This window comes from Feifania hominis, from assembly GCF_014384765.1.
In the GTDB taxonomy this organism is placed as follows: domain Bacteria; phylum Bacillota; class Clostridia; order Oscillospirales; family Feifaniaceae; genus Feifania; species Feifania hominis.
In genome coordinates this window covers 189,923-215,260 of the sequence record NZ_JACRSP010000003.1, presented here as the reverse complement: position 1 = coordinate 215,260, position 25,338 = coordinate 189,923, and the positions used below count along the sequence as shown (strand labels likewise).

General features: G+C 61.2%; 26 protein-coding genes and 3 tRNA genes. 12 read left to right on the top strand and 17 right to left on the bottom strand.

The window, feature by feature from the left end:
• Window positions 1-48: 48 nt before the first annotated feature.
• The 14 genes from infB to H8695_RS08015 all read right to left on the bottom strand — a co-directional run bounded on the left by infB (window position 49) and on the right by H8695_RS08015 (window position 12,203).
• Window positions 49-2,643: a translation initiation factor IF-2 gene (gene infB / locus H8695_RS08080; RefSeq protein WP_249300479.1), complete on the bottom strand. Its 2,595-nt coding sequence runs from the start codon at window positions 2,641-2,643 to the stop codon at window positions 49-51.
• A complete protein-coding gene (locus H8695_RS08075) occupies window positions 2,640-2,975 on the bottom strand; it encodes a L7Ae/L30e/S12e/Gadd45 family ribosomal protein (RefSeq protein WP_249300478.1) in 336 nt (111 codons plus the stop codon). Before H8695_RS08075 ends, infB begins: the two co-directional genes overlap by 4 nt.
• Entirely contained in the window at window positions 2,968-3,237 is a 270-nt protein-coding gene (rnpM, locus tag H8695_RS08070; protein WP_283243650.1) for an RNase P modulator RnpM, read from the bottom strand. Before rnpM ends, H8695_RS08075 begins: the two co-directional genes overlap by 8 nt.
• Before the next feature lie 30 nt (window positions 3,238-3,267).
• Complete coding sequence (gene nusA, locus H8695_RS08065; protein WP_249300477.1) at window positions 3,268-4,308, bottom strand: transcription termination factor NusA; 1,041 nt, start codon at window positions 4,306-4,308, stop codon at window positions 3,268-3,270.
• A gap of 39 nt (window positions 4,309-4,347) precedes the next feature.
• Window positions 4,348-4,821 (bottom strand): ribosome maturation factor RimP, encoded by a 474-nt coding sequence (locus H8695_RS08060; protein ID WP_283243649.1) that lies wholly within the window; start codon window positions 4,819-4,821, stop codon window positions 4,348-4,350.
• A gap of 124 nt (window positions 4,822-4,945) precedes the next feature.
• On the bottom strand, window positions 4,946-5,491 hold the full coding sequence (locus H8695_RS08055) for a stage V sporulation T C-terminal domain-containing protein (protein ID WP_249300475.1): 546 nt from the start codon (window positions 5,489-5,491) through the stop codon (window positions 4,946-4,948).
• A gap of 143 nt (window positions 5,492-5,634) precedes the next feature.
• Window positions 5,635-5,895 carry a thioredoxin family protein gene (locus tag H8695_RS08050; RefSeq protein WP_249300474.1) on the bottom strand — a complete coding sequence of 87 codons (261 nt, stop codon included), beginning with the start codon at window positions 5,893-5,895 and terminating at the stop codon, window positions 5,635-5,637.
• A 271-nt stretch (window positions 5,896-6,166) separates the two neighbouring features.
• Window positions 6,167-7,210 (bottom strand): SurA N-terminal domain-containing protein, encoded by a 1,044-nt coding sequence (locus H8695_RS08045; RefSeq protein ID WP_249300473.1) that lies wholly within the window; start codon window positions 7,208-7,210, stop codon window positions 6,167-6,169.
• 158 nt (window positions 7,211-7,368) lie between these two features.
• On the bottom strand, window positions 7,369-7,965 hold the full coding sequence (locus H8695_RS08040) for an ATP-binding cassette domain-containing protein (RefSeq protein WP_249300472.1): 597 nt from the start codon (window positions 7,963-7,965) through the stop codon (window positions 7,369-7,371).
• Entirely contained in the window at window positions 7,955-8,737 is a 783-nt protein-coding gene (locus tag H8695_RS08035; RefSeq protein WP_249300471.1) for an ABC transporter permease, read from the bottom strand. The genes H8695_RS08040 and H8695_RS08035 overlap by 11 nt, the downstream gene beginning before the upstream one ends.
• Before the next feature lie 41 nt (window positions 8,738-8,778).
• The gene (locus H8695_RS08030; protein ID WP_249300470.1) at window positions 8,779-9,837 is read right to left on the bottom strand and encodes an ABC transporter substrate-binding protein; all 1,059 of its coding nucleotides are present in this window, start codon (window positions 9,835-9,837) and stop codon (window positions 8,779-8,781) included.
• A gap of 22 nt (window positions 9,838-9,859) precedes the next feature.
• Window positions 9,860-10,543: a Crp/Fnr family transcriptional regulator gene (locus tag H8695_RS08025; RefSeq protein ID WP_249300469.1), complete on the bottom strand. Its 684-nt coding sequence runs from the start codon at window positions 10,541-10,543 to the stop codon at window positions 9,860-9,862.
• A 166-nt stretch (window positions 10,544-10,709) separates the two neighbouring features.
• Window positions 10,710-11,378, bottom strand: coding sequence for an SGNH/GDSL hydrolase family protein (locus H8695_RS08020; RefSeq protein WP_249300468.1), 669 nt, complete (start codon window positions 11,376-11,378; stop codon window positions 10,710-10,712).
• Window positions 11,379-11,390: 12 nt separating this feature from the next.
• A complete protein-coding gene (locus H8695_RS08015) occupies window positions 11,391-12,203 on the bottom strand; it encodes an aldo/keto reductase (RefSeq protein ID WP_249300467.1) in 813 nt (270 codons plus the stop codon).
• A gap of 263 nt (window positions 12,204-12,466) precedes the next feature.
• On the opposite strand from H8695_RS08015, the gene H8695_RS08010 reads away from it, so the two are divergent.
• Complete coding sequence (locus tag H8695_RS08010; RefSeq protein ID WP_249300466.1) at window positions 12,467-13,354, top strand: AraC family transcriptional regulator; 888 nt, start codon at window positions 12,467-12,469, stop codon at window positions 13,352-13,354.
• A gap of 53 nt (window positions 13,355-13,407) precedes the next feature.
• Here the strand turns inward: H8695_RS08010 and glmS are convergent, their stop codons facing one another.
• Window positions 13,408-15,225 (bottom strand): glutamine--fructose-6-phosphate transaminase (isomerizing), encoded by a 1,818-nt coding sequence (gene glmS / locus H8695_RS08005; RefSeq protein WP_249300465.1) that lies wholly within the window; start codon window positions 15,223-15,225, stop codon window positions 13,408-13,410.
• A gap of 434 nt (window positions 15,226-15,659) precedes the next feature.
• Here glmS and folE point away from each other — a divergent pair, with 434 nt between their 5' ends.
• The 11 genes from folE to H8695_RS07950 all read left to right on the top strand — a co-directional run bounded on the left by folE (window position 15,660) and on the right by H8695_RS07950 (window position 21,964).
• Complete coding sequence (folE, locus tag H8695_RS08000; RefSeq protein ID WP_249300464.1) at window positions 15,660-16,232, top strand: GTP cyclohydrolase I FolE; 573 nt, start codon at window positions 15,660-15,662, stop codon at window positions 16,230-16,232.
• A complete protein-coding gene (gene folP / locus H8695_RS07995) occupies window positions 16,232-17,053 on the top strand; it encodes a dihydropteroate synthase (protein WP_249300463.1) in 822 nt (273 codons plus the stop codon). The genes folE and folP overlap by 1 nt, the downstream gene beginning before the upstream one ends.
• Window position 17,054: 1 nt before the next feature.
• The gene (folB, locus tag H8695_RS07990; protein WP_249300462.1) at window positions 17,055-17,423 is read left to right on the top strand and encodes a dihydroneopterin aldolase; all 369 of its coding nucleotides are present in this window, start codon (window positions 17,055-17,057) and stop codon (window positions 17,421-17,423) included.
• Window positions 17,424-17,425: 2 nt separating this feature from the next.
• Window positions 17,426-17,908 (top strand): 2-amino-4-hydroxy-6-hydroxymethyldihydropteridine diphosphokinase, encoded by a 483-nt coding sequence (folK, locus tag H8695_RS07985; protein ID WP_249300461.1) that lies wholly within the window; start codon window positions 17,426-17,428, stop codon window positions 17,906-17,908.
• 63 nt (window positions 17,909-17,971) lie between these two features.
• Window positions 17,972-18,047: transfer RNA gene (locus H8695_RS07980), tRNA-Pro, on the top strand.
• Between the two features lie 425 nt (window positions 18,048-18,472).
• A tRNA-Thr gene (locus H8695_RS07975) sits at window positions 18,473-18,548 on the top strand.
• A 5-nt stretch (window positions 18,549-18,553) separates the two neighbouring features.
• Window positions 18,554-18,638: transfer RNA gene (locus H8695_RS07970), tRNA-Tyr, on the top strand.
• 66 nt (window positions 18,639-18,704) lie between these two features.
• Complete coding sequence (locus H8695_RS07965) at window positions 18,705-18,926, top strand: YdbC family protein (RefSeq protein WP_249300460.1); 222 nt, start codon at window positions 18,705-18,707, stop codon at window positions 18,924-18,926.
• A 162-nt stretch (window positions 18,927-19,088) separates the two neighbouring features.
• Entirely contained in the window at window positions 19,089-20,447 is a 1,359-nt protein-coding gene (locus H8695_RS07960; RefSeq protein WP_249300459.1) for an LCP family protein, read from the top strand.
• A 99-nt stretch (window positions 20,448-20,546) separates the two neighbouring features.
• Entirely contained in the window at window positions 20,547-21,116 is a 570-nt protein-coding gene (locus H8695_RS07955) for a nitroreductase family protein (protein ID WP_249300458.1), read from the top strand.
• Between the two features lie 20 nt (window positions 21,117-21,136).
• Complete coding sequence (locus H8695_RS07950; RefSeq protein WP_249300457.1) at window positions 21,137-21,964, top strand: hypothetical protein; 828 nt, start codon at window positions 21,137-21,139, stop codon at window positions 21,962-21,964.
• 53 nt (window positions 21,965-22,017) lie between these two features.
• Here H8695_RS07950 and H8695_RS07945 read toward each other — a convergent pair whose 3' ends face one another.
• Together H8695_RS07945 and ftsH are read right to left on the bottom strand one after the other, a co-directional pair.
• Window positions 22,018-23,190 carry an NAD(P)-dependent malic enzyme gene (locus H8695_RS07945; RefSeq protein WP_249300795.1) on the bottom strand — a complete coding sequence of 391 codons (1,173 nt, stop codon included), beginning with the start codon at window positions 23,188-23,190 and terminating at the stop codon, window positions 22,018-22,020.
• A gap of 177 nt (window positions 23,191-23,367) precedes the next feature.
• Window positions 23,368-25,305 (bottom strand): ATP-dependent zinc metalloprotease FtsH, encoded by a 1,938-nt coding sequence (ftsH, locus tag H8695_RS07940; protein ID WP_249300456.1) that lies wholly within the window; start codon window positions 25,303-25,305, stop codon window positions 23,368-23,370.
• Window positions 25,306-25,338: the final 33 nt, after the last annotated feature.

Below are 25,338 nucleotides of genomic sequence, written 5' to 3'. Positions count from 1 at the left end.
TGCCCCAAACCCGCCCGAAGTTCTCCGGGCGGGTTTGAAAAGTTTTCGTTACTCGCGGTACTCCTCCATCACGTAGGCCTCGATCACGTCGCCCTCCTTGATGTCGTTGTAGCGCACAAGGCCCATACCGCACTCGTAACCCTGGGCCACTTCCTTGGCGTCGTCCTTGAAGCGCTTGAGCGAGTCGAGCTCGGTCTCGGCGATGACCACGCTGTCGCGCAGCACGCGCACCTTGGCGTTTCGCACGATCTTGCCGTCGGTGACGTAGCAGCCCGCGATGGTGCCGATGCCCGACACCTTGAACGTCTGGCGCACCTCGGCGTGGCCGAGGACATTCTCGCGGTACTTCGGCGCGAGCATGCCCTTCATGGCAGTCTCGATCTCCTCGATGCACTCGTAGATGACGCGGTAGGTGCGGATGTCGACGTTCTGCGCGTGGGCGTTTTCACGCGTCTGCGCGTCGGGGCGCACGTTGAAGCCCACGATGATGGCGTTCGAGGCGTTGGCGAGCATCAGGTCGGAATCGGTGATGGCGCCCACGCCGCCGTGGATGACCCGCACGCGCACCTCGTCGTTCGACAGGCGCTCAAGCGAGGTCTTCACGGCCTCCACCGAGCCCTGTACGTCAGCCTTGACGATGATGTTGAGATCCTTGATCTCGCCCTGCTGAATCTGGCTGAACAGATCGTCGAGCGACACTTTCTGCGTCGACTTGAACTGTTTCTCCTTCTCCTCCTGGCGGCGCTGCTCAGCGAGCTCGCGCGCCATCTTCTCGTCCGCCACCGCGTGGAAGATGTCGCCCGCCGCCGGCACGTCGGACAGACCGATGATCTCCACCGGCGTGGAGGGCGGCGCGTCGGTGATCTTGCGGCCCTTGTCGTCGGTCATGGCGCGCACACGGCCCACGACCGTGCCCGCGATGATGACGTCGCCCGCATGGAGCGTGCCGTTTTGCACCAGCAGAGTCGCGACCGGGCCGCGGCCCTTGTCGAGCTTGGCTTCGACGACCGTTCCCTTGGCCGCGCGGTTCGGGTTCGCCTTGAGGTCGAGCATGTCGGCGGTGAGCAGCACCATCTCGAGCAGCTCTTCAATGCCCTCGTGCTTGAGCGCCGAGACCGGCACGCAGATCACGTCGCCGCCCCACTCCTCCGGCACCAGACCGTGCTCGGTGAGTGCCTGCTTGACGCGCTCGGGGTTCGCCTCGGGCTTATCCATCTTGTTGATGGCCACGATGATTGACACGCCGGCGGCCTTTGCGTGGTTGATGGCCTCGACGGTCTGCGGCATGATGCCGTCGTCCGCCGCGACGACCAGAATCGCAATGTCGGTGATGTTCGCGCCGCGCGCGCGCATGGCGGTGAAAGCGGCGTGGCCGGGGGTGTCGAGGAATGTGATGTCGCGGCCGTTTTTGTTGACCTTGTATGCGCCGATGTGCTGGGTGATGCCGCCCGCCTCGGTGGCGGTGACATGCGCGTCACGGATGGCATCGAGCAGCGAGGTCTTGCCGTGGTCGACGTGGCCCATGACCACCACGACCGGGCTTCTCGGCTCGAGATTCTCATCGGCGTCGTCACTGTCGTCGATCAGTCTCTCCTCGATGGTGACAACAATCTCTCTCTCGTATTTAACCTTGAACTCCTCGCAGACGAGCGCCGCCGTGTCAAAGTCGACGACCTGGTTGGCATTCGCCATCACGCCGAGCAGCATGAGCTTTTTGACGACGTCGGCATTGGTCTTCTTGAGCCTGGTCGCGAGCTCGCTGACGACGATCTCGTCGGGAATGGTGATCTTGAGCGTGGCCTTTCTCGCCTTCTCAAGCTCCAGACGCTTGAGCTTTTCCGCCTCGGTCTCCACTTTCGGGCGCACGCCCGCCGGGCGGCGGTTGTTGTTCTTTTTAAACTTCTGCTTGCCCGGGCCCACATTCTTGACGCGGTCCGGTACCAGCGCGTCGATTCTCTCATCGTAGCGCGACAGATCGACGTTGCTGCCGCGGGTGTCGACAATCTGGCTGCCCTCGCGGCGGGTCTGAACTCTCGGCTGCTGCGGACGCTGGGGCTGTGCCGGGCGCGGCGGCTGGCCGCCCATCGGACGCTGCCCCTGTGCGGGAGCCTGACCCGGGCGCATCGGCGGGCGGTTCTGGCCCTGCATGGGCTGACCCGGGCGCTGTCCCTGCTGACCCGGACGCGGGCCGCCGGGTCTCTGACCCTGCTGCATCGGGCGGCCCTGACCCTGCTGCGCCGGGCGCGGCGCCCCCTGCATGGGAGGACGCTGCGGCCCCGCCTGCGGGCGGGGCGCTGCCGGTGCCTGCGGCACGGCTTGCGCTTGTGGCGAGGCAGGAGCCTGCGGCGCCGCCTGTGTCTGAGGCTGCGCGGCTGCCGGCGCCTGCGGCGCGGCTTGTGCCGCCGGCGCGGGCTTCTTCTCCTCCGGCGGCTTCTCGGTGTCGGCAAAGTACTTCTCGAAGCTCTCCACCGCGTTGTCCTGCGTGAACTTCTCAAAGACGATGTCGAGTTCGGCATCCTCCAGAGACGTCATGTGATTTTTGTTCCCCGGGTAATACGGGGCGATGGTCTCAATGATTTCCTTGCTGGTCCGCTCAAAGTCCTTGCCGACCTCGTGGACCCTGTATTTGATGATGTTACTCATATGTCCCCTCCTCCAGTGCCTGTTTCCAACAGTTTGCGCAGCGCCTCGGAAAATCCCCGATCGGTGACAGCGGCCGCCATGACCGGCGGCTTTCCGAGCGCGGCGCCGACTTCAGCCGCCGTGTTGGGGCAGCGAATGACAGCCCCCCGCGGCTCTTCCACGCTTCGCAGCATGTTGTGCAGCTTCAGATTGTTCTTCTCGGTGATATCGGCCGCGGCCACGACCAGCCAGGCCTCGTTCTGGCCCAGGGCGCTGCGCGCTGCCTCCATGCCGACCTTGACCCGTCCCGCCTTGTAGGCGAGCCCGAGCAGCGACAAAAACCGGTTATTCATACTGCTGCAATTCCTCCTCCAGCTTCTCATAGACCTCGGGTGGAATCGCGCCCGCGAGCTTGGACTCAAGCCGCCTCGACTTTCGCATTTTGGCGAAGCACTCGCTCTTTTTGCAGACGTAGGCGCCGCGGCCGGGCTTCTTGCCGGTGACGTCGAGTGAGATCTCCCCCTCGCTGGACTTCACCACGCGGATGAGCTCTCTCTTCGGGAGCATCTCGCCGCAGCCGAGACACATTCTCAGCGGTATTTTTTTTGTCTTCAATCCGATGGCCTCACTTTCCCGCTCGGCGGTTTAAAACTCGGCGTTCGACAGCGGGCGGATGTCGATTTTGTACCCGGTCAGCTTGGCGGCGAGGCGGGCGTTCTGCCCCTCCTTGCCGATCGCGAGCGACAGCTGGTCGTCCGGCACGATGACGCGGCAGTTCTTCTCGCCCTCGAGCGGGATCACCTGGATGACCTCCGCCGGGGAGAGCGCCTGGGCGATGAACTCGGTCGGGTCGTCGCTGTATTTGAGAATGTCGATCTTCTCGCCGCCGAGCTCGCTGACGATGCTCGACACGCGTGCGCCCTTCGGCCCGATGCAGGCGCCGATGGGATCGACGTTTTCGTCGCTGGAGTAGACGGCGATCTTGGTGCGCGAGCCCGCCTCGCGCGAGATGGAGCGAATCTCCACCACGCCGTCGTAGATCTCGGGCACCTCGAGCTCAAAGAGGCGCTTGACAAAGCCCGGGTGGGTGCGCGAGATGATGATCTGCGGCCCCTTGGTGGTGGACTTGACCTCCACCACATACACGCGCACACGCTGCCCCTCGCGGAAGCTCTCGCCGGGAATCTGCTCGCCGCTCATCAAAAACAGCTCGGTCTTGCCGACCTCGATGACCACGCTGCGCGGGTCGACGCGCTGCACGACGCCGGTGAGAATCTCCTGCTCCTTGCTGACAAACTCCTGGTACACAAGCCCGCGCTCCGCCTCGCGGATGCCCTGAATGATGACCTGCTTTGCGGTCTGAGCCGAGATGCGCCCGAAGTTTTTGGTCTTGAGCTCGGTCTCGACCTCGTCGCCGATCTGCGTGCGCTTGGAGATCTTGCGCGCCTCGTCGATCTGGATCTCCGTGATGGGGTCGGTGACCTCTTCCACGGCCGTGCGGCGCTGCATGAGCTTGATCTCGTTTTTCTCGGGATTCATCGTCACCGAGACGTTCTCCTGCGCGCCGTAGTCGCGCCGGTAGGCCGAGAGCAGCGCCGCCTCGATCTTCGACATCAGGTAGTCCTTGGGGATCCCCGTCTCCTTGGCCAGCAGCTCCAGAGCCTCAAAAAGCTCGCTGTTAATCATGGTTGTCTCCTCCGTTACTATTCTGTCAAAAAAGTTGTTTTAAAAGATCACCGCGAGTTTGACGATCGCGACGTCCCTGCGCTCAAAGCGGACCTCGCGCGGGGGCTTTTCGTCCAGGCGGATGGTGATGCTGTCTGCGTCAAAGGCCGCAAGCTCCCCCTGAACCTGCTTGCTGTTCTCCCACTTGCGGTAGAGCCCTACGTCGACCACGGCCCCGAGAAAGCGCTCGAAGTCGCGCTCGCGTTTGAGAGTGCGGTCGAGCCCGGCCGACGACACCTCGAGGTAGTAGCCCTGCTCGATGGGGTCGACCTCGTCGAGCAGGTCGCTGATGCGCCGGCTGAACGCCTCGCAGGTGTCGATGTCGATGCCGCCCTCGCGGTCGAGGTAGATTCTCAGAAAGTAGTCCGAGCCCTCTTTTTTGAATTCCACGTCCCACAGCTCCACGCCGAGCTCCTGCGCGATGGGCTCGCACAGCCCCGTGACAAGCTCGGGGATGTTCGCATGCTTTGGCAAGGCCACCCCTCCTAAAACGTCCTATCAGCAATGAAAGAGTGGGAAACCCCACTCTTTCATCCTAAACTATTGTTATCATAATAGCACAGCGCTGCCGAAAATGCAAGTGTCCCGGCGCAAAAAGCTACTCCTCGAGCTGCTTGCCCAGAAACAGCGCCGCCGCCTGGGCCATTTTGATCTCCACCTCGCCCGCTCGCGCGGCCTGCTCGCCGCTGAGAATGGTCACGCAGCCGATCACGTCGCCCTCGGCGAGCACCGGCGCCGCGACGAGCACGGTCTCGCGCTCCTGCCCGTCCACGACGTGGATGGGGGTGAGATCCTCCTTTTTGTAGGAGTAGAGCGCGCGGCGCTCCATGACGTTGTCGAGCGCGGTGGTCACCGGCTTCTCGGCGTAGTCGCGCTTGGGCACGCCGGCCGTCGCAATGGTGGCGTCGCGGTCGGTGATGACCACCGGCAGCCCCAGCGTCTTGTTGATGGCCTCGGCATACTGTGCCGAGAAGCCCGAGAGCTCGCCCACGGGCGAGTATTTTTTGAAGATCACCTCGCCGTCGCGGTCGGTGTAGATCTCAAGGGGCGCTCCCTCACGGATCCGCATGGTGCGCCGGATCTCCTTGGGAATGACGACGCGCCCCAGATCGTCAATTCTCCTGACAATTCCTGTCGCTTTCATAACCCTGTCGTTCCTCCAATACAAATAATGGCTTATTTCGTCTCAACAACCCTGAGGGCCACGCCCCGCCGGTCTTGTTCGTCCTGCCATATTATTTGTAAAGTCTGGAACAATTATGCAGTGGCAAATGGAAAAAAGTCGGCTCAGCCGAGAGCCTCGTCGAGCACGGCTTTGAGCTTTTCTCTGGTCAGCGCGCCCTCATGGCGCTTGACGCCGTCGACATAGAACGTCGGCACATAGTAGTAGTCGTACTGCTCGGCGAGCGCGGGTTCGCGCTCCTCAAACACCACCTGCATCGGGATGTCCCGGTAGGCGGGGTTTTCACCCTTGAGTTCCTCGAGAAAGCGGTCGGCCTCGCGGCAGTAGGGACAGCTCGCCATTTTGAAATAGAGAATCGGTTTCATGGTCACACACTCCTTCTTTTCGCTGCCACGCGTGGACAGGGGGCAGTCCGTCTGCAGGAAATCCGCCTCGGCGCCAGCGCCAATTTCTCACATTTGCAGATCCGCCAAAATTTTTCCTGAGCGAAATCAGCGTCTGGCAGGGCAGACGGGACAGCCGGGCTCTGACTTTGCCCAGAAAAACCGTATCGCTCCCTGTTACGCGGGTAATGTCATTGTATACGCCGGGCGTCAAATTATGTGAAAAAGCCGCGTCGAAACGCGGCTTGATCGCTTATGAATTTGCCTTTGCCAGCTCGCTGGGCAGCTTCGATGCCTCCTCGAGGGCGGCCTCGTCGACCACCGGCTGGTTGTCGACGACAAGCTGACCGACCAGCTCGTCGATGCGCTTGCCTTTCATCATGGTGAGCACATAGTCGCGGTTGTCCTCAAAGTACTTCTCGTCGTCGAGCGGATACTTCTTGATGATCGAGTAGCCCCACGAGGTCTGTGCCATACCCACGTAGCCCTCTTTCAGGCCAAACGCAAGCTCCATGAACTGCTCGTCGTATTCGGCGTTGATGTCAAAGATGTAGCCGTCCGGGTCGTCTTTCATCTCGGTGTCTTCGCTGACCTCGCTCATGACGGTCTCAAAGTCCTCGCCGTTTTTCTGAATGCGGTCGATGGTGTCGTAGCACAGCTGCTCCTGCGCTTTCATGGTCTCCTCGTCGAGCGCGCCGCCCGCGTCGTTGACCGTCTTGATGGCAATCTGCTTGACGCGCACAAACTGGTCGTTGAAATACTCGCGCATCTCATCCTCGCTGATCTCCTGCGGGCCGTCCACATCGTAGAGATAGTTCGCGATGCGCTGGCTCTTGACTGAAGCCATCAGCACGTTGCGAAACGCCTGCTCGGTGAGATTGTTGGTCTTGAGCATTTTTTTGAAATTGGACTCGCTGCCATAGTAGCTCTTGAGGCTGGCAATCTGGGTCTCAACGGTGTTGTTGTCCTCATCGGTGAGCTTGAGGCCGAGATCGTCAAACTTCCAGTCGAGCACACGGTTGACCGCGCAGAGGTTCAGCGCCGTCTGGCGCGAGAACTCCTCGACAGTGGTTCCCTCTTCGTCCATGGCGACATTCCCGATCTGGTCGTAGGTAAGGCCCGTGGCCTCAATGTAGCTGCTGCGCTGCAAATTCAGGTAGTAGCGGTATTCCGAGGCGGTGATGTCGAGCCCGAGCACGGTCGCGACCACCGGGTCTTTCGAGGAACATCCCGCGAAGAGCCCGAGCAGCAGACCGGCAGAGAGTAGTACGGCAAGCGCCTTTTTGATGCGTTTCAAGGTCTTTCCTCCTAACGTTTGGCGGGCAGCCGGCCGCGCAGCAAAAAACCGCAGACTTGCGAACCGGTCCGCCTGCCGGCGGAATCACCCGTAAGAGCCGGGTAACGGCTCTTATTATACCGCCGCGCGGCGGCCTTGTCCACAGAATTTGCGGTTTTTCACGGATTATTCACATTTCCCGAGAGCACAAGCTCCGCCCCCGGCAGCAGGTCCCGGTCCCCCCCGTCGTGGGTGACGATCACCATGCTGCGCGCGCGTCTCTCCTGCGCCGTGTATGAGACGACCCGGCGGCGGGTCTCGGCGTCAAGCCCCTTGAAAGGCTCGTCGAAAAAGAGCACCTCGGCGTCCGAGAGAAGCGCGCGCACAATAGCAACGCGCCGCTTCTGGCCGCCCGAGAGCTGCGAGACCGGCTTTTTGCAGTCGGCCTCGGTGAGACCGACTCGCGCGAAGTGTCCGAGCAGCTCCCTGCGCGGGCGGTCTCCCCCCGGTACGAGCGCCACATTCTCCGGCGCGTCGAGCTGCTCACACAGGCGGTTCTCCTGAAACACGGCGCCGAGGCGTCTGCCCGAAAGGCCCGTGAGCGTTCCCCCGTCGGGGCGCACAAGGCCCATCATCAGGTGCAGCAGCGTCGTCTTTCCGCCGCCGGACGCGCCCATCACGTAGAGCACGCCCCCCTGCGGCAGACAAAAGCTCACCGGGCGCAGCGCCACGCGCCCGCCATAGCTCTTGGTGAGATCTCTCACCTCAATGTCCACGCGCGCCACCTCCTGTCACAATGCGCCGCCCCGCTGCGCGAAGCGCGTACAAAAAGAGCTTTTCAAAGGCCACGCTCACCGCGATGATGGCCACGGTCCACGCAAAGAGCTCGCCCGTGCTCAGATAGATCTTCGCCTGATAGAGCCGCTCGCCGATGGAGCCCGTGGGCAGACCGATGACCTCGGCGGCGATGCCCGACTTCCAGCACAGCCCAAGCCCCACCGAGCAGGCCGACGTGAAATAGGGCAGCACCGCCGGCAGATAGATGCAGCGCATGCGCTTGCCGGGGCGCACCCGGAATACACGGGCCATCTGCAGCAGCTTGCCGTCGACCTGCACGATGCCCTCGAGCACATTGCGGTAAACGACCGGAAAGACCATCAGAAAGGCGATGAAGACCGCGAGATTCCTCGAGCTGATCCAGAGCAGCGCCAGAATGATAAACGAGGCGACCGGCGTCGACTGAATCACCGCCGTCAGCGGCTCAATGAGTGCGCGCGCCACGCGCGACGCCGCCGCGAGCACTGCGGCGAGGCAGCCCACCGCAACCGCGAGGGCAAAGCCCCCCACAATGCGCGCCGAGGAAAAGGCGACCGCCGACCAGAACGCGCTCTCGCCCATCATGCGCACGAGAGACTGCGCCACCGCGACGGGCGACGCGAGCAGCAAATCGCTTCCGAGCGCCATGCTCGCCAGCTGCCAGACGGCGACCCAGAAGAGGGCCGCCGCCGTCTTTATGAGCTTTTCTCTGCCAGCGCCGTGAGCGCTCATATCCTCACCTCATACGGCGCGCCGAGCGCGCCGCCACTCTTCTATTTCACATAGTAGAAGCCGTCGTCCGGCAGGGTTCCGCCCACCGATTCGGCGTTCTGCTCATAGAGCACGTTCAGGTAGCCCGAGACCTTGTCTTTCATCTCGCTGCCTGTGATGCTCACGATGTTGCACAGCGGCAGCGCCGTCTTTGCAATCGCCTCGGGCACAATGTCGTATCCGCCCACGAGCGCGGCGCCCGCATCGACGTCGCCGTTGACGAACGAAACCGACGCCGCATAGTCCTCGAGGAACTCGTCAAAGGCCGCCCCGTTCTGCTCGATGAATTCCCGGCGCGCCACGATGACGCCGGTGATGAGGCTGCTGCCGTCGGTGACGACTTTGTCCCACTCCTCGGTCATGTCAAGGGCGATGCGCAGATTCTCATTTTTGGCCATGGCCGTTGCGACAAAGGGCTGCGGCAGCATGGCGATGACCTGCTGGCCCTGCGCGATCATGGCGGCGACCTCCGTCGCCTCGGACTTGAACTCCACCGTGACATCCTTGCCCGGCTCGAGACCGTTCTGGCTCAGAATGTAGTTGAGCGAAAATTCGGGCGTCGTGCCCTTGCCGACGGTGTAGATGGTCTTGCCCTTGAGATCGGCCACCGAATGCACCTCGTCGCCGGTATCGACGGTGTAGAGCACGCCGAGCGAGTTGATGCCCGCGATCTGAATGCCCTTCTCTGTCTTCTGGTAGAGGACGGCCGCGAGGTTGCACGGCACAAACGCCACATCGATCTCACCCTTGGCGAGCAGAGGGACAATCTCGTCGGCGGTGCCGTGCATGGTCACCTGGTAGTCGTGGCGCGCCTGTCCCTTGTCGGAGTCGTCCATGAGCTTGACAAGTCCCATGGTCGTCGGGCCCTTGAGAGATGCAATGCGAAACGTCGTCTTCGGCGCCGCCTCGCCGTCAGGCTCCTGCGTACCGGGATCCGCTGCCCCGGGGTCGGTCGTACCGGGGTCAGTCGTATCGGGGTCGGTGGTCTCCTTGGGGGCGCACCCCGCGAACATCGCGAGGCACAACACTGCCGCAAGCAGCAGCGAAAGCAATTTTTTCATTTCTCTTCTCCTTTTTGTGCTGTTATACAAGATGCGTCGGCGAGCCGTCCGGCTCAAGGGCGCCTCTGTTCAAAATGGTGATCTCCGCTCCGCGCACCGCAATGGCTCCCTGCCGCTCGAGAGCAGCCAGTTCGCGAAACAGGCTTGCCCGGCTCACGCCGAGCCGGCTTGCGAGCTGCTGCTTGCTCCCCGTCAGGCGGACCGTGTCCCCCTGCGCGGCCTGCAGCAGGTAGCAGGCGAGTCTCCCCCGGCAGGTCGAGGCCGCGCCGAGCTCGAGCTTGAGGCTTAGAAACTGGATCTTCTCATTGAGCAGCGCCGCATATTCGAGAAAGAGCTCGGGGCTGCCCGTGAGCTGCCGCGCGAATTCGTCCTTGGCGATGTAGAGCACCTCGCACCTTGCCCCCGCGCGCAGAGCAGTCGGCAGCGGCGAACGCGCAAAGATGTTGCAGATGCCGAACATGTCGCCGCGCACGAGTGTTTTGACGTTGAGTTCGCCGCCGTCACCGGCGACTGAGTACACCTCGACGCTCCCCTCGCTGACCACGCCGACGCAGGGCAGCCCATTGAGGCTGTCCGGCACGCTCTCCCCGCGGCGAAAGCGGCACGCGGTGTAGTGGAGCGTGCGCGGGTCGCAGCGGCGAAAGAGCTCATTTTCCGCAAGCGCTCCGTTTTGGCGCTCGCGGCGCTTGGTGAGTGCTGCCGGCATATTCTCGCCTCCTGTCGCCTGCCCATTGTAGCACAGCGCTGCGGCCATTTCAATAGAAAATCCCCAAAAATCGTATCATTTGATACATTTTTCTTTCATTTTAGGTAGTTTTCACTAACTTTTATACAAAAAGGCGCCCGCAGTTTTCTGCGGGCGCCTGTCTGAATCAACCGAGAATCTCTCTGATTTTGGCGGCCACGGCCTCACCGAGGGGCCTGTGGTCCTCCAGGCGGATGTGGATGCAGTCCTCATCCGACGGGCGGGCGTACTGCGCCGCATCGAGGAAGTGGCAGTGGTACTTGTCGGCCACGGTCTTAAAGTGCCGCGCGAAGTCGAGGCTCAGCTTGCCGCGCTCCCAGCCGCCGAACATGCCGTCGAGCCAGGTCTCGCCGATGTTCTCACCGACGAGAATCGGCGACATGATCAGAATCGGCGGCGTGGTACCGCCCTCGCCGCAGCCGGATTTGAGAACCGTGTTGATGAGCACCTCCACGCCGAGCGCCACATCCCAGGCATTCACCGCGAAGCGGGGCTTGAGGTCATTGGTGCCGAGCATGATGACGACCAGGTCGAGCGGCATCTGAGCCCAGAGGCAGGGCTTGAGATAGAGGTTGCCGTTCTTGTCGCCCTCGATCGGGTCCTCCCAGACGGTGGTGCGCCCGCAGTTTCCGTCGACGAGCAGCTTGTATTCATCGCCGAGCAGATTCTGCGCGATACCGGTCCAGCGCTCGTCCTCGGGGACGCGGCGCAAAAAGTTGTAAAAGCCGTTTCGGTCCGGGGTCACTCCCCAGGTGTTCGAGTCGCCGTAGCAGAGCACATACTTCTTCTTTCCCATTTCAAGTCCCCCTTAGAAAAATGTATCCGGATCGGGGCCGACGCGCTCCATGACGTTGAGCGCCCGGAGCTTTGCGGTCTCGTCGTCCGTCAGCGAGAAGTCAAAGATCGCCAGATTTTCTCTGATGTACTGCGGGGTCTTGGACTTCGGCAGAACCCGAAGCCCCATCTCGAGCAGAAAGCGTATGACCACCTGGGCGTTGGTCTTGCCGTGGGCGGCCGCAATCTCGCCGATCACGGGGTCGGTGAAGACTTTCGCGCCGTGGGCCAGCGGGCTCCACGCCTCCACGAGAATGCCGTGCTCCTTGCAGAACGCGATGGTCTCCTCGTCGACCATGTAGGGGTTGGTCTCGATCTGATTGACCATGGGGACGATCTTCGCCGTCTTGAGCAGCGTCTCGAGGTGGTGCTTTTTGAAGTTGCAAACGCCGATGGCCTTGAGCTTTCCGTCCTCATAGAGCTTTTCAAAGGCGCGCCAGGTGTCCGCAAAGCGCGCGGCGTCCGGGCCGGGCCAGTGGATGAGCAGCATGTCGATCTTGCCGAGCCATTTGAGGCTGCGCTCGTAGGAGGCCATGGTCTTGTCGTAACCCTGGTCCTCGTTCCAGACCTTGGTGGTGATGGTGATCTCATCGAGGTTTTGTCCGCGCTGCGCGAGAATCTTGCCGATCTGCTCTTCGTTCTCGTAGACAAAAGCGGTGTCGATGCTCGTGTAGCCGCTGTCAAGCGCGGTGTTGACGCCGGTACTCAGCTCGTCGCCGAATACCTGCCAGGTGCCGTAGGCGAGTGCGGGCAGGGTAAAACCGTTTTTGAGCGTGTAGTTTTCCATAGTGACCTCCTTATTTTTTCTCCGTCTACCTCTATCATAGCGGCCGCCGGGCGCGGGCGCAAGCGAAACCGGGCGCCCCGGCGCCGAAAAATCCCATCAAAAACTGGTGAGAACCGACAAAGGCAGAGCGGAGCAATGTTTTCCTCTCACCCGTATCATAGCAAATTTTTTGTCTTGAAACTATATGTTTTTACCCTTATAGTATAAGAATAGAGACAAAATAGAGAATTTTTTAGCATTATTTTCCGAAAGGGAGTGCGGGGATGAATCTCTCCTTTATTCAGGACGAAAACGGGGTCGAGCTCATAGATGGCATCACCTACGAGTTCCCCTACACCATGCACGAGCGGGATCTGAGCGATTTCATCGTTCCGTGGCACTGGCACGAGGAGCTGGAGTTTGACTATGCCCACCGCGGCTCTCTGGTTATCGAGACCATGGCGAAGACCTACCCCATCCGCCAGGGCGAGGCCTATTTCATCAACACCAACGTGATGAAGACCAAGCGCAAGGCCGAGGGCGAACCGGTCGCCATCGAGCACGCGCACCTGTTCCACCCCACGCTGCTCGCGGGCTCCTACCGGAGTATCTTTGAGACAAAGTACCTGAGCCCCATTCTGAAAAACCAGTCCATCGAGGTTGTCGTGATCGGCGAGGGCACAGCGTCCGGCCGGGAGTTTCTGAGGATTCTGCACACGCTCACCCGGCTGCACGCCGAGACAGATCAGGAGTTTCAAATTCGGAATCTGCTCTCCGAGGCGTGGCTCGTTCTGATGCGTGAAATTCGCGCGCAGAAGCAGGGCGCCCTGACCCAGTCGCCTCACACGCACGAGCCCGTCAAGAACATTTTGAACTTTCTGCACAAGCACTACGCCGAGAAGATCACGCTGCGCGACGTGGCGCGTCATGTCGGCGTCAGCGAAAAGGAGTGTATCCGCTGCTTTAAGACCACATTCCACCAGACCCCCATCGAGTACCTTGTCGGCTACCGAATCGAGCAGGCAAAGCACCTGCTCGCACAGACATCGGAGCCGGTCACCGACATCGCCTTTCAGACGGGGTTCAACAACAGCGCCTACTTTGGCAAGACGTTCAAGCGCCACACCCAGCTCACCCCAAGGCAGTACCGCGGCGCTTCCAAAACCCCATGAGCTTACAAAAAGAGAGCAGCGGCGAGCGGCCGCTGCTCTCTTTTGTATGTTGTCTATTCCACGGTGACCGACTTTGCAAGGTTTCTCGGCTTGTCGACGTCGCACCCGCGCAGAACCGCGATGTAGTAGCTCAGAAGCTGAAGCGGAATCACATCCAGCGACGGCACGAACAGGTCCTCTCCGTCGGGGATGGTGAAGATGTCGTCGGCGACGTCGCCGTCGAGCGCCCCCTCGCGGCAGACCGCGAGCACCTTTGCGTGGCGCGCCTTGACCTCCTTGATGTTGCTGACCGTCTTCTCGATGAGATGGCTCTGGGTCGCAATGGCGATGACCGGCGTGTCGTCCACCACCAGCGAGATGGTGCCGTGCTTGAGCTCGCCGGCGGCGTAGACCTCGCTGTGGATGTAGGAGATCTCCTTGAGCTTGAGCGAGCCCTCCATCGCAATGGCGTAGTCGAGCCCGCGGCCGATGAAGAAGAGGTCCTTTGCGTTCTGGTACCGCGCGGCGAGGCGCTTGCACTCCTCCTCGCGGGCGAGAAGCGCCTTTGCCTGCTCGGGCAGCGCGGCGATGGCCGCGGTCAGCTCCCGTGCATGGGCCTCGTCAATCGCGCCGCGCACGAGCGCCAGGCGCACCGCGAACAGGTCGATCACCGCAAGCTGGGCCGAGAACGCCTTGGTGGTCGCAACGGCGATCTCCGGGCCCGCCCAGGTGTAGAGCACATAGTCCGACTCGCGCGCGATGGACGAGCCGACGACGTTGACGATGCAGGCGACCTTAGCGCCTCTGGACTTCGCCAGGCGCAGCGCCGCGAGGGTGTCGGCCGTCTCGCCTGACTGGGAGATCACGAGCACCAGATCGCCCGGCTCGACAATCGGGTCGCGGTAGCGGTACTCCGAGGCGATGTCGACCTCGGTGGGAACCCGCGCGAGCCGCTCGATGACGTACTTCGCCGCGTAGCCGACGTGGCTTGCGCTGCCGCAGGCCACGATCATGACCTTTTTCACCGAGCGGAACAGCTCGTCGAGCTCCGCCTCGTGCTCGAGGTGAATTTCGCCGTTTTCCACGCGGGGGTTTATGGTGTCCGCGAGCACTTTCGGCGTCTCCATGATCTCCTTAAGCATGAAGTGGGCATAGCCGCCCTTCTCCGCCGCTGCGACGTCCCAGGTCGCGGTGAGCTTCTCTTTCTGTACGATCTCGCGCTCCATGTTGTAGACCGTCACGCCGCCCGGCTCGAGTACGGCGATGTCGCCCTCGTCGAGCAGGTAGTAGTCCTTGGTGTGCTCGAGAATGGCGGGGATGTCGCTGGCGATGAAGTTGCCGTCTTTGCCGAGGCCGACGATCAGCGGGCTGTCCTTGCGCAGCGCCACGATGCGCGTCGGGTCGTCCCGGCAGAGGATGCCGAGCGCATAGGAGCCCCTGAGCTTGCCGGCGGCGGTGATGACCGCGTCGAGCAGGTCGCCCTTGTAGTAGTAGTCGATCAGGTGGGCGACGACTTCGGTGTCGGTCTCGCTCTTGAACTCGTAGCCCTTGCCGGTGAGAAATTCTTTCAGGCGCATGTAGTTCTCAATGATGCCGTTGTGCACGACGGTGATCCTGTGGCTGTCGTGCGGGTGGCTGTTCACATCGCTCGGCTCGCCGTGGGTGGCCCAGCGGGTGTGACCGATGCCGCAGGTCGATGTGAGCGTGCTGTCGCCCTTGATCTTCTCCTCGAGATTCGCAAGGCGCCCCTTGGCCTTGACGATGCGGATGTCCCCGTCGTGAAAGACCGCGATGCCGGCCGAGTCATAGCCGCGGTACTCCAGTTTTTTCAGGCCTCTGATCAGAATATCGGTCGCGCTGCCCGCGCCGGTAAATCCAACAATTCCACACATATGTAAGATTCCTCTCTGCTCTCAAATTTTCAGTAAGTTTCTGTTTTTGGGCATAAAAATAGCGCTGCATGATTGCTCCTTTGTTTCACGGTTGCCCGTGGGTTTTGGGAGAAATCTGACGGCCGTCACGCTAACAGCCGGAGGGTACCCGCCGAATCTTTCGAATGTCCCTCTCCTCGTCAACCGGCCATGCCGGTCCTGGCGCTTTCGAGCTATTCACCTTTTTTTCACCGGTCGGTCTCTCACCTCCCCCTTTCGTCTCATCCCATCGGCCGATTTGGATGGTTATTGCTATTATATTCGATAATTGTCAATTTGTCATCAAATTTTTGTGAATATTGGCCGTATCTGCCAAACAAATGGTCAATTGACCTTTTATTTCCCCAACAGTATAATGATAACGTACATCATTACAGTCAAAGCAGGTGGTATCCATGATCGATAGAAAACGCGCTGAGGCCGCGGTGCGCGAGCTTCTCCTCGCCGTCGGCGAGAACCCCGACCGCGAGGGGCTTCGCGAGACGCCGCAGCGGGTCGCGCGCATGTATGAGGAAATATTTGCCGGTCTTCACCGCGACCCGGCGGACGACGTCAAAATCTTTGTCGAAGACGAGAACGACGACATGATCCTGATTAAGGACATCCCGTTCTACTCGGTCTGCGAACACCATCTGCTGCCCTTTTTCGGCGTGGCGCATGTGTGTTACATCCCGAAAGGCGGGCGGGTGCTGGGGCTCTCGAAAGTGGCGCGCATCGTCGACGGCTTCGCCAAGCGCCCCCAGCTGCAGGAGCGCCTGACCTCCCAAATTGCAAACTTCATCATGGAGCAGGCAGACCCCCTCGGTGTCGCCGTCGTGGTCGAGGCCGAGCATCTGTGCATGACCATGCGCGGCATCCGCAAGCCCGGCGCGCGCACCCAGACCTCCGCGCTGCGCGGGGCGTTCAAAACCAACGCCAAGACCCGCGCCGAGGCGCTCGCGCTGATCACAAAGGGGGCGCTGCGCTGATGGTCTGGAAGTGCCGCGGCTACACGCTCGACTGCTCCGGCGAGCCGCTTGTCATGGGTATTTTAAACGTCACCCCCGACTCCTTCTCGGACGGTGGCATGCTCACCGGCGTGGAGGAGGCGGCCGAAAAGGGTCTGCGCCTTGTCAGCGAGGGAGCGGACATTCTCGATCTCGGCGGCGAGTCCACCCGGCCGGGCCACGAGCCTGTGCCCGCCTACATTGAGATTGTGCGGGTGATGCCGGTTATCAAGCGGCTCATGCCCGAGCTCAAGGTCCCCCTCTCCATCGACACGCTCAAGGCCGAGGTCGCCCACAAGGCGCTCGAGGCAGGCGCCGCAATCGTCAACTCCGTCGCGCCCAGGGAGGAAAACGGAGATCTCTACCGCGTGGCCGCCGAGGCGCAGGCGGGCTTTGTACTCACCCACAACGAGCCGGACTTTCTCGCCGTCGCGCCCGAGCGGGCGGTGGAGCGCATGGCGGAATATTTCAAAGCAGCCCTTGAGGACGCTTCGGCCGCCGGGCTCTCGCCCGAGCAGATTGTACTCGACCCCGGCATCGGCTTTGCCAAGACCCACGAGCAGAACATCGCCATCATCCGCGGCCTGCGGCAGCTGTGCCAGTTCGGTCTGCCCGTACTGATGGGACTGTCGCGCAAGACCTTTCTCGGGAACCTGACCGGCCTTGTCCCCGCCGAGCGCGACGACGCCACCGTGGCAGCCGATACGGTCTCCATCCTCAACGGCGCGTCGATCATCCGGGTACACAATGTGCGCGCGGGCCGCGCGGGCGCGCAGGTGGCCGCCGCGCTGCGGGAGGTGTGACGTGGACAGAATCAATCTGACCGGCATCACCGTGCGCGCCTGCCACGGAGTGCACGACTATGAGAAGAGCGAGGCGCACCCCTTTGTCTTCGATGTGGAGCTCGGCGTCGACCTTGCAGCCGCCGGGCGCAGCGACGATCTGCGCGATACCGTGAGCTATTCGGACGTGTTTCGCACTGTGGTCAAAACGGCGCGCGAGGAGTGCTGCAATCTCATTGAGCGGCTCGCGGGTCTGCTCTGTGAGCGGATTCTCGCGCTCGACACCCGCATCATGCTCGTGAGCGTGACCGTCCACAAGCCCGAGGCCCCTCTGCAGGGGGAGTTTTCGGATGTGAGCGTCACGCTGTCACAGCGCAGAAAGGACGGCTGACCATGGCAACCTGCTATCTCTCGCTCGGCTCCAACCTCGGCGACCGGGCAAACTACCTGCACACCGCCGTGCAGTCGCTGCGCGAGCTGCCCGGCACCCGCGTCGAGGCGGTCTCGGGCATCTATGAGACCGCGCCCTACGGCTATCTTGAGCAGGGGGCGTTCTACAACATTGCCGTACGCCTCGAGACCGGGCTTGAGCCCCACGAGCTGCTGCGGGAGACCCAGCGCATCGAGCTTGAAAACGGGCGCGAGCGCACCATCCACTGGGGTCCGCGCACGCTCGACATCGATCTGATTCTCTACGGCACTGTCACACTGTGCGACGAGCGGCTCACCCTGCCCCACCCGGAGTATCTCAAGCGCGCCTTTGTGCTCGTCCCGCTCGCGGAGGTCCTGCGCCCCAACGACCCTCACGCGGCGCGCATCCGCGCGGCTCTCGACGGAATGCCGACTGACGGCGTTACGCCCGTGATGGCCTGGTGAGTCCGCCTTGACAAGGTTTTTGATCTATACTATACTGATTAGCGCGCCAAAAGGCGCCCATTTCCGGGTGTAGCGCAGCTGGTAGCGCGCGTGGTTTGGGACCACGATGCCGCAGGTTCAAATCCTGTCACTCGGACCACGTCGGAGCAAAGTCCGCTTTGCTCCGACGTCTTTTTATGCCCGAGGCAAAAAAGACGTCATCCGCCCGCTCCCTTGCTCCTCCTTTCCAACCGCGACCCGCTGCGCTGGGCTCGCAGTTGGGGCCGCCGCTGCGCGGCGGTTTTTCTCATCACGAGAAAATATCGGTTTTAACCGCCCCTTCCATGTCGGAGCAAAGTCCGCTCCACTCGAAAGTGCCGCCCATTCGGGCGGCACTTTCCCATTGTTCTCCCTTGTTCCTGCTTTTCCCCGGCGAAACTGCGGTTTCACCGGGGCTCCGAATTGCACTCCACGTCCCTTACCGCCGGGGATCCTGACGGCCTGAGTTCGCCGCTGGAAAAATGGTTGACACTACAACTATTCTATGGTATACTACAACTCGCTGATTTACCTGAAGACAGACATGCTGATGTAGCTCAACTGGCAGAGCAGCTGATTTGTAATCAGCAGGTTGATGGTTCGATTCCGTTCATCAGCTCCATTTATGGGGAGATTCCCGAGTGGCCAAAGGGGGCAGACTGTAAATCTGTTGCGTTTCGCTTCGATGGTTCGAATCCATCTCTCCCCACCATAAAACCGCAGCGCTTGGCCTGCGGTTTTTCTTTCAGTAAAAAAGCTCGTAAGGAGGCACTCCGGCATGGCGGAAATCAAATATGAAATCACCGAGGAAATCGGCATTCTCTCTGAGCGCTCCGGTTGGACCAAGGAGCTCAACATGGTCAGCTGGAACGACCGCGACCCCAAGTTCGACATTCGCGACTGGTCGCCGGATCACTCCAAAATGGGCAAGGGCATCACACTGTCCATCGACGAGATGAAGACCATGAAAGAGCTGCTCGCGCGCATCGACTTCGACTGAGTTGCACCGACAAAGGTGACGGCAGACGCCGTCACCTTTTTTCGTGAATTTTTTGTGAACGGTGAAACATGAGCGGCTCCTCGAGCGTCTAAACATCAAATATTGCGCGCCAAAATGCGCAAGCTATAGGAAAAGCCATGGGCAATCATAAGGTGGACGGATATGGAACAGAAGAAACCGGCGAAGCCGGCAAGCAGAAAGCGTAAACTCAAAAAGCGCCAGATTGCGCTGCGTGTTGCAATCGCCGTTGTGGCGCTGCTCGCAGCGGCGGTTGCGGGCATCTATTTTGGCATGATCAAGCCGACCTTTGACAAGATGAACGATATCCCGCCGCCGGATAATATCTCCAAGGTGGAGCCGACCTACCAGAAGGGCAGCTACAATGTGCTTCTGCTCGGAGTGGACAAGGACGGCACACGCACCGACGTGATGATGCTCGTCAACGTCAACAAGGAGAACAAGACCATCAATCTGACCTCTCTGCCGCGCGATACCCGCATCAAGGTGAACGGCAAGTGGCGCAAACTCAACTCCGTCTACGCCGGCAAGAATATGGACAAACTCATCGACGTCATCAAAGAGCTGACTGGTTCGCCGGTACACTACTACGCACTGGTCAACTTTGAGGGCTTCAAAAACATCATTGACATTCTCGGCGGCGTGGAATTCGACGTGCCCCAGCGCATGAAGTACTCCGACCCGGCGCAGGATCTCTACATCGACTTGCAGCCGGGGCTTCAGCTGCTCGACGGCGACAAGGCCGAACAGCTCGTGCGCTTTCGGCGCTACCCGCTCGGCGACATCACCCGCACGAAAGTACAGCGCGACTTTATGGCCGCCCTCTTCCAGCAGAAGCTCGATGCGAAGTACGCGCTCAAAGCCCCCGATATCTTCCGTGAGCTCAGTGAGTACGTCAAGACCAACTTCACCCTCACGGACGTGATGAACAACCTCGACATTCTCACCTCTTTCTCGGCGGAGGGCATCGCAACCCACACATTCCCCGGGGTTGGCGACTACGTCGGCAGCGTGTCCTATTTCCTGCCCGATTACGACGAGTCTTACGATCTGTTTGAGACATATTTCATGGGAACTGGCGCACCCGCGGAAAAGGTCTACACCGACACCACCGGGTCGCCTCCCATCGGAAAGACCACAAAGCCCAAGGATGAGGACACCGACGATCAGGAGGAGGAAAAAACCGAGTCGGTCGAGCCCTCCAAAGAGGAGAACCCCGGCGGCAGCACGGCTACCGGCACCGATACAAAACCCGACGATTCGGATCCCGGCACAGTGACAGAACCCGGCACGGTGACAGAACCCGGTACGGTGACAGAGCCTGGCACAGTGACAGAGCCTGGCACAGTGACGGAACCCGCTGATCCTGGCACCACTCAGTCCGGCGGCGATGCCGGTATCCAGGGCGGCGGCAACAGTGGTTCCGCCGAGCCGTCCGAGCCGGCGCCCATTCTCCCCGAGGTCCCGCAGCAGGGTGAAAGTTCCGTTACCCCCGCTACATAGGCAGAGCGCCGCATATGCGGCGCTCTTTTTCTCCCTTGAATCCGCCGGCCCCATTCTATATAATAGGGGGTAACAGAAATCCATGAGAGGGGCGTTGTCATGAGTACATTCGATCTGATCTGCGCGCGGCGCACCATACGCAAATTCCGCCAGGAGCCCGTGCCCCATGATCTGCTGATGCGGACCATTGAAGCGGCCTGTATGGCGCCGAGCGCCATGAACCGCCAGCCGCTCAAATACGCTCTCATCGAGGAGCCTGAGCTGTGCAAAAAGGTCTTTTCCCTGATTCGCTTCGCCGGGTCTCTGCCGGCCGCGCGGCCCACGCAGCAGGAGGCTCCCACGGCCTACATTGCCGTGCTCGCCGACCGGAATCTCGACACCCCCTGGCTCAATGCGGACGTCGGCGCGAGTGTACAGAACATTCTGCTGACCGCGCTCGAACAGGGCGTCGGCGGCTGCCAGCTCGGGGCGATTGACTACGAGGCTCTGAGCGCCCTGTTCGGCCTGCCGGAGCATTTGAAGCTCAACTCCATTGTGGCGCTCGGCTACCCCGCCATGACGGCTCAGGCCGTGCCCTTTGCGGGCGACACAAAGTACTACTACGACGAAGACGGCGCGTTCAAAGTCCCCAAGCGCACGCCGCAGCAGGTTCTCATCTCCATCAAATAACCGTTGAAAGGATTTGTTCCATGAAACGCATGCTGTCCATTCTGGCGGCGTCGGTTGCCATTGCCGTCTTTCGCACCTATGTCATTCTCACCTCGGTCGAGCAGCAGACCGGTTTTTATATCACGGGGGCGAAAGCGCCGCTCTGGTTCAATGCCGCGCTGATCGTCATGCTCGCCGCGGTGGCACTGGTCTGCTTTGTCTGGGTGCGGGACAGAAAGGTCCGCACCGTCGTTCGCCCGCCGAAAACGGCCGCCATCGTCACCTATGCCGTCGTGGCGGCGGGCTTTTTTGTCGCGGCGGTGGCTCCGCTCTTCCATGCGCGCACGGGGCCTCTCGGCGTCACCTCCTGGGTGACGGCAGTGCTCGCGCTGCTCTCAGCGTTCTGCTTTGTGCTCTACATCCCCTCGTTTGCAACCGGCAAAAATCCGGGCGGGCTGTGCTACTTCACCATTGCCCCCACCGCCTGGGCGGCTTTTACGCTCTTTGTCACATTCCTGAATTTTACGACGGTCGCCACCATCTCCGAGTATCTGCTCGATACGGCAGCGCTGTCGTTTCTGGTGCTCTTCTTCTACTATGACGGCGTGGCGAAAGCCGATCTGCCAAACAGCAACCCGCTTCTCGCCACCGCGTTCGGCGCGACTTTTTTCATCTGCGCCTCTTCGGTGCCGAAGCTCATCTGCCAGCTCTTCTTCCAGGAGCGGCCCATTTTTGTCGAGCCGTTTGGACTCCAGCATTTGGTACTTGTGGCACTGCTGCCCTATCTGCTGACGACCGTCGCGTCGGTGCGCCGCGTACCGGTTGAGCAGCCGGACGAAGCCGAACCGGAGGCTCCTGCCGGAGAGTAACAACATGGAAAAAGAGGTTCCCCCAGGGGAACCTCTTTTTTGCTTCTTTACTACTACGCGCGGGCCTGGCCGGTCATGACCGCGGCCTCGGCCACCGCCTCGGCGACGGCCTTGGCGACCCGCTTGTCAAGCGGCGTCGGGATGATGTTCTCGTCGCTCAGCTCCTCATCGGGAATCAGGCCGGCAATGGCCTTTGCGGCCGCGATCTTCATCGCATCGTTGATCTCTCTCGCACGCACATCGAGCGCGCCGCGGAAAATCCCCGGGAAGCAGCAGACGTTGTTGATCTGATTCGGGAAGTCACTGCGACCGGTGCCGACAACGCGCGCACCCGCGGCCTTTGCGACATCGGGCATGATCTCGGGCACGGGGTTTGCCATAGCGAAGAGAATGGCGTCTTTCGCCATTTTGGAGACCATCTCGCCGGTGACAATATTCGGTGCGGAGACGCCGATGAATAGGTCGGCCCCGACCAGCGCGTCGGCGAGCGTGCCACTGACGTGCTCGGGATTGGTCATGGCCGCGTATTTGGCGCGCTCGTCGTCAAGGCCCTCGGTGTCGGCGTCGAGAATGCCCACCTTGTCGCAGAGCAGAATGTTTTTGAGCCCTGCGGAGAGCAGCAGATTCGTGATGGCACAGCCTGCTGCGCCCGCGCCGTTGACCACGGCCTTGATTTCGGCGATGTCCTTGCCCACAACTTTCAGGGCGTTGAGCACGGCCGCGAGCACCACCACGGCGGTGCCGTGCTGGTCGTCGTGGAAGACCGGAATGTCGCAGACCTTTTTGAGCTCGCGCTCAATCTCAAAGCAGCGCGGCGCCGAGATGTCCTCAAGGTTGATGCCGCCGAAGCTGCCCTCGAGCAGTTTTACGGTGCGCACAAACTCCTCGACATCCTTGGTGCCCACGCAGAGCGGGAAAGCGTCGACGCCGGCAAACTCCTTGAAGAGCACACACTTGCCCTCCATGACCGGCATACCCGCTTCGGGGCCGATATCGCCGAGCCCCAGAACGGCGCTGCCGTCGGTGATGACCGCCACCAGATTGTGGCGGCGCGTATACGCGTAGGAGAGATTCTTGTCCTCTTTGATCTTCAGACAGGGCTCCGCGACGCCCGGCGTGTAGGCGACGGCCAGATCCTCCCTGGTCTCGACTTTCACGCGCGGCGCAATTTCGATTTTCCCCGCCCATTCGAGGTGGGCGCGAATCGCCTGCTCCTTCTTGTCCATGATGGCGTCCTGTACGCTCTTTTCGTCCATTTGTGCTACCTCCTTCGCGGCTCTAATACAATTGACCCGTAGTGCGGCAAATTGTACGGCGGCCGTGATTTCTTTCCCATAGTATTCATCCGGTTACTCACAGCATTATAACGCCGCGGGTAACCGGATGTAAAGTGTCTGTTTGTATTACTCCTGCCCGTCTCTCGGGGGAGGGACGTCAATATCGTCCCGTTTGATCTCCTCGTCGGCGCGGGTCTCGGCCTGCTTGTCGGCGACGATGTCCGCGCTCTCAATCGGCACAGGCTCCTTTGCGAACAGGGCCTCGAACTCGTCGCCGTCCATCTTCTCGTTGAGATAGAGGATGCGCGCGACCTCGTGCAGCTTATCCATGTGCTCGGTGAGAATGTCAATCGCCTTTTTGTAGCAGGCGTCGATGATGCCCATGATCTCGTCGTCGATCTGCTCGGCGACCCCCTCGGAGAAGTTGCGCGACGTGGCAAAGTCGCGCCCGAGGAAGACCTCCTCGTTGTCGTTGCCGAAGACCATCGGGCCGAGCTTGTCGCTCATGCCGTATTTGGTGACCATCTTTCTGGCGATGGCGGTCGCCCGCTCAATGTCGTTCGACGCGCCGGTCGAGATGTCGGTCAGCGCCAGGCGCTCCGCCGCGCGGCCGCCGAGCAGCGAGACGATCTCATCCATCATCTCGTCGCGGCTCGAGTAGTACTTATCCTCTTTCGGCAGACTCATGGTGTAGCCGCCCATGCGCCCGCGCGGGATGATGGAAATCTGGTGCACCGGGTTCTGGGTCGGCAGAAAGCGCGTGACAATGGCATGGCCGCCCTCGTGATAGGCGGTGAGCTTGCGCTCTTTTTCGCTGATGACGCGCGACTTCTTCTCGGGGCCGGCAATGACCTTGATGGTCGCCTCCTCGATGTCAACCATGGTGATCTGGCGCGCGTTCTTTCTCGCCGCGAGCAGCGCCGCCTCGTTGAGCAGATTCGCAAGGTCCGCGCCGGTGAAGCCGGGCGTGCTCTTGGCGATGGTCGAGAGGTTCACTCCCGCGTCGAGGGGCTTTCCGCGCGCGTGGACTCTCAAAATGTCCTCGCGGCCCTTGATGTCGGGCACATTGACCGTCACCTGGCGGTCGAAGCGGCCCGGGCGCAGCAGCGCCGGATCGAGAATGTCGGGGCGGTTGGTCGCCGCGATGATGATGACGCCCTCGTTGACGCCGAAGCCGTCCATTTCGACGAGCAGCTGGTTTAAGGTCTGCTCGCGCTCGTCGTGCCCGCCGCCGAGGCCCGCGCCTCTGTGGCGGCCCACCGCGTCGATCTCGTCGATGAAGATGATGGCCGGCGCGTTCTTTTTGGCCTGTTCAAATAGATCTCTCACGCGGGACGCGCCGACGCCGACGAACATCTCGACAAAGTCGGAGCCCGAAATGGAGAAAAAGGGCACGCCCGCCTCGCCCGCGACCGATTTCGCAAGCAGCGTCTTACCGGTTCCGGGAGGGCCCACCAGCAGAATGCCGCGCGGGATGCGCGCGCCGAGCGCCACATATTTGCGCGGATCCTTGAGGAAGTCGACGACCTCTTTGAGCTCCTCTTTCTCCTCGTCGGCGCCCGCGACGTCGGCAAAGGTCACTTTTTTCTGGTTCTCCGTCGCCATCTTGGCCTTGGCCTTGCCGAACGAGGCCATTTTACCGCCGCCGCCTGCGCCCGACTGGTTCGCCAGAAACAGCCACAGCAGCACCATCACGACGATCAGCCCCAGATAGGGCAGAAGACTCATCCACCACGGCGCGACATAGGGCGGCTCGTAGTTGTAGGTGGTCAGAATACCGCTGCGCCGCTGCTCGTTGATCTTCTCGCCCATGTCGAGAATGAACAGATCGAGACTCGGCAGCTTGAACTGAATCTCCTGTTCCTCCCCGCGCAGCTTGAGCGTGAGCAGGTTGTTGTCGACGACAAAGGCCTCGACCTTTTCCTCATCAAAATAGTTGAGCACCTCGCTGTAGGTGAGGGTCTTCTCGCTTTTGGTGTCGTAGAGCAGCGTGACCGCCACCACGAGCACCAGAAGAATGATGAGATAGAAGCCGATGCCCTTGAAACTACTCTTTTTCTTCAAAGTTCTTTTCACTCCTTACGGGCCGCTGAGCGG

Bases quoted from the DNA above. Each gene is read 5' to 3' on its own strand.
- infB (WP_249300479.1), bottom strand. From the start codon at position 2,643: ATGAGTAACATCATCAAATACAGGGTCCACGAGGTCGGCAAGGACTTT.
- H8695_RS08075 (WP_249300478.1), bottom strand. From the start codon at position 2,975: ATGAATAACCGGTTTTTGTCGCTGCTCGGGCTCGCCTACAAGGCGGGA.
- nusA (WP_249300477.1), bottom strand. From the start codon at position 4,308: ATGATTAACAGCGAGCTTTTTGAGGCTCTGGAGCTGCTGGCCAAGGAG.
- H8695_RS08055 (WP_249300475.1), bottom strand. From the start codon at position 5,491: ATGAAAGCGACAGGAATTGTCAGGAGAATTGACGATCTGGGGCGCGTC.
- H8695_RS08050 (WP_249300474.1), bottom strand. From the start codon at position 5,895: ATGAAACCGATTCTCTATTTCAAAATGGCGAGCTGTCCCTACTGCCGC.
- H8695_RS08035 (WP_249300471.1), bottom strand. From the start codon at position 8,737: ATGAGCGCTCACGGCGCTGGCAGAGAAAAGCTCATAAAGACGGCGGCG.
- H8695_RS08030 (WP_249300470.1), bottom strand. From the start codon at position 9,837: ATGAAAAAATTGCTTTCGCTGCTGCTTGCGGCAGTGTTGTGCCTCGCG.
- H8695_RS08025 (WP_249300469.1), bottom strand. From the start codon at position 10,543: ATGCCGGCAGCACTCACCAAGCGCCGCGAGCGCCAAAACGGAGCGCTT.
- H8695_RS08020 (WP_249300468.1), bottom strand. From the start codon at position 11,378: ATGGGAAAGAAGAAGTATGTGCTCTGCTACGGCGACTCGAACACCTGG.
- H8695_RS08015 (WP_249300467.1), bottom strand. From the start codon at position 12,203: ATGGAAAACTACACGCTCAAAAACGGTTTTACCCTGCCCGCACTCGCC.
- H8695_RS08010 (WP_249300466.1), top strand. From the start codon at position 12,467: ATGAATCTCTCCTTTATTCAGGACGAAAACGGGGTCGAGCTCATAGAT.
- glmS (WP_249300465.1), bottom strand. From the start codon at position 15,225: ATGTGTGGAATTGTTGGATTTACCGGCGCGGGCAGCGCGACCGATATT.
- folE (WP_249300464.1), top strand. From the start codon at position 15,660: ATGATCGATAGAAAACGCGCTGAGGCCGCGGTGCGCGAGCTTCTCCTC.
- folP (WP_249300463.1), top strand. From the start codon at position 16,232: ATGGTCTGGAAGTGCCGCGGCTACACGCTCGACTGCTCCGGCGAGCCG.
- folK (WP_249300461.1), top strand. From the start codon at position 17,426: ATGGCAACCTGCTATCTCTCGCTCGGCTCCAACCTCGGCGACCGGGCA.
- H8695_RS07965 (WP_249300460.1), top strand. From the start codon at position 18,705: ATGGCGGAAATCAAATATGAAATCACCGAGGAAATCGGCATTCTCTCT.
- H8695_RS07960 (WP_249300459.1), top strand. From the start codon at position 19,089: ATGGAACAGAAGAAACCGGCGAAGCCGGCAAGCAGAAAGCGTAAACTC.
- H8695_RS07955 (WP_249300458.1), top strand. From the start codon at position 20,547: ATGAGTACATTCGATCTGATCTGCGCGCGGCGCACCATACGCAAATTC.
- H8695_RS07950 (WP_249300457.1), top strand. From the start codon at position 21,137: ATGAAACGCATGCTGTCCATTCTGGCGGCGTCGGTTGCCATTGCCGTC.
- H8695_RS07945 (WP_249300795.1), bottom strand. From the start codon at position 23,190: ATGGACAAGAAGGAGCAGGCGATTCGCGCCCACCTCGAATGGGCGGGG.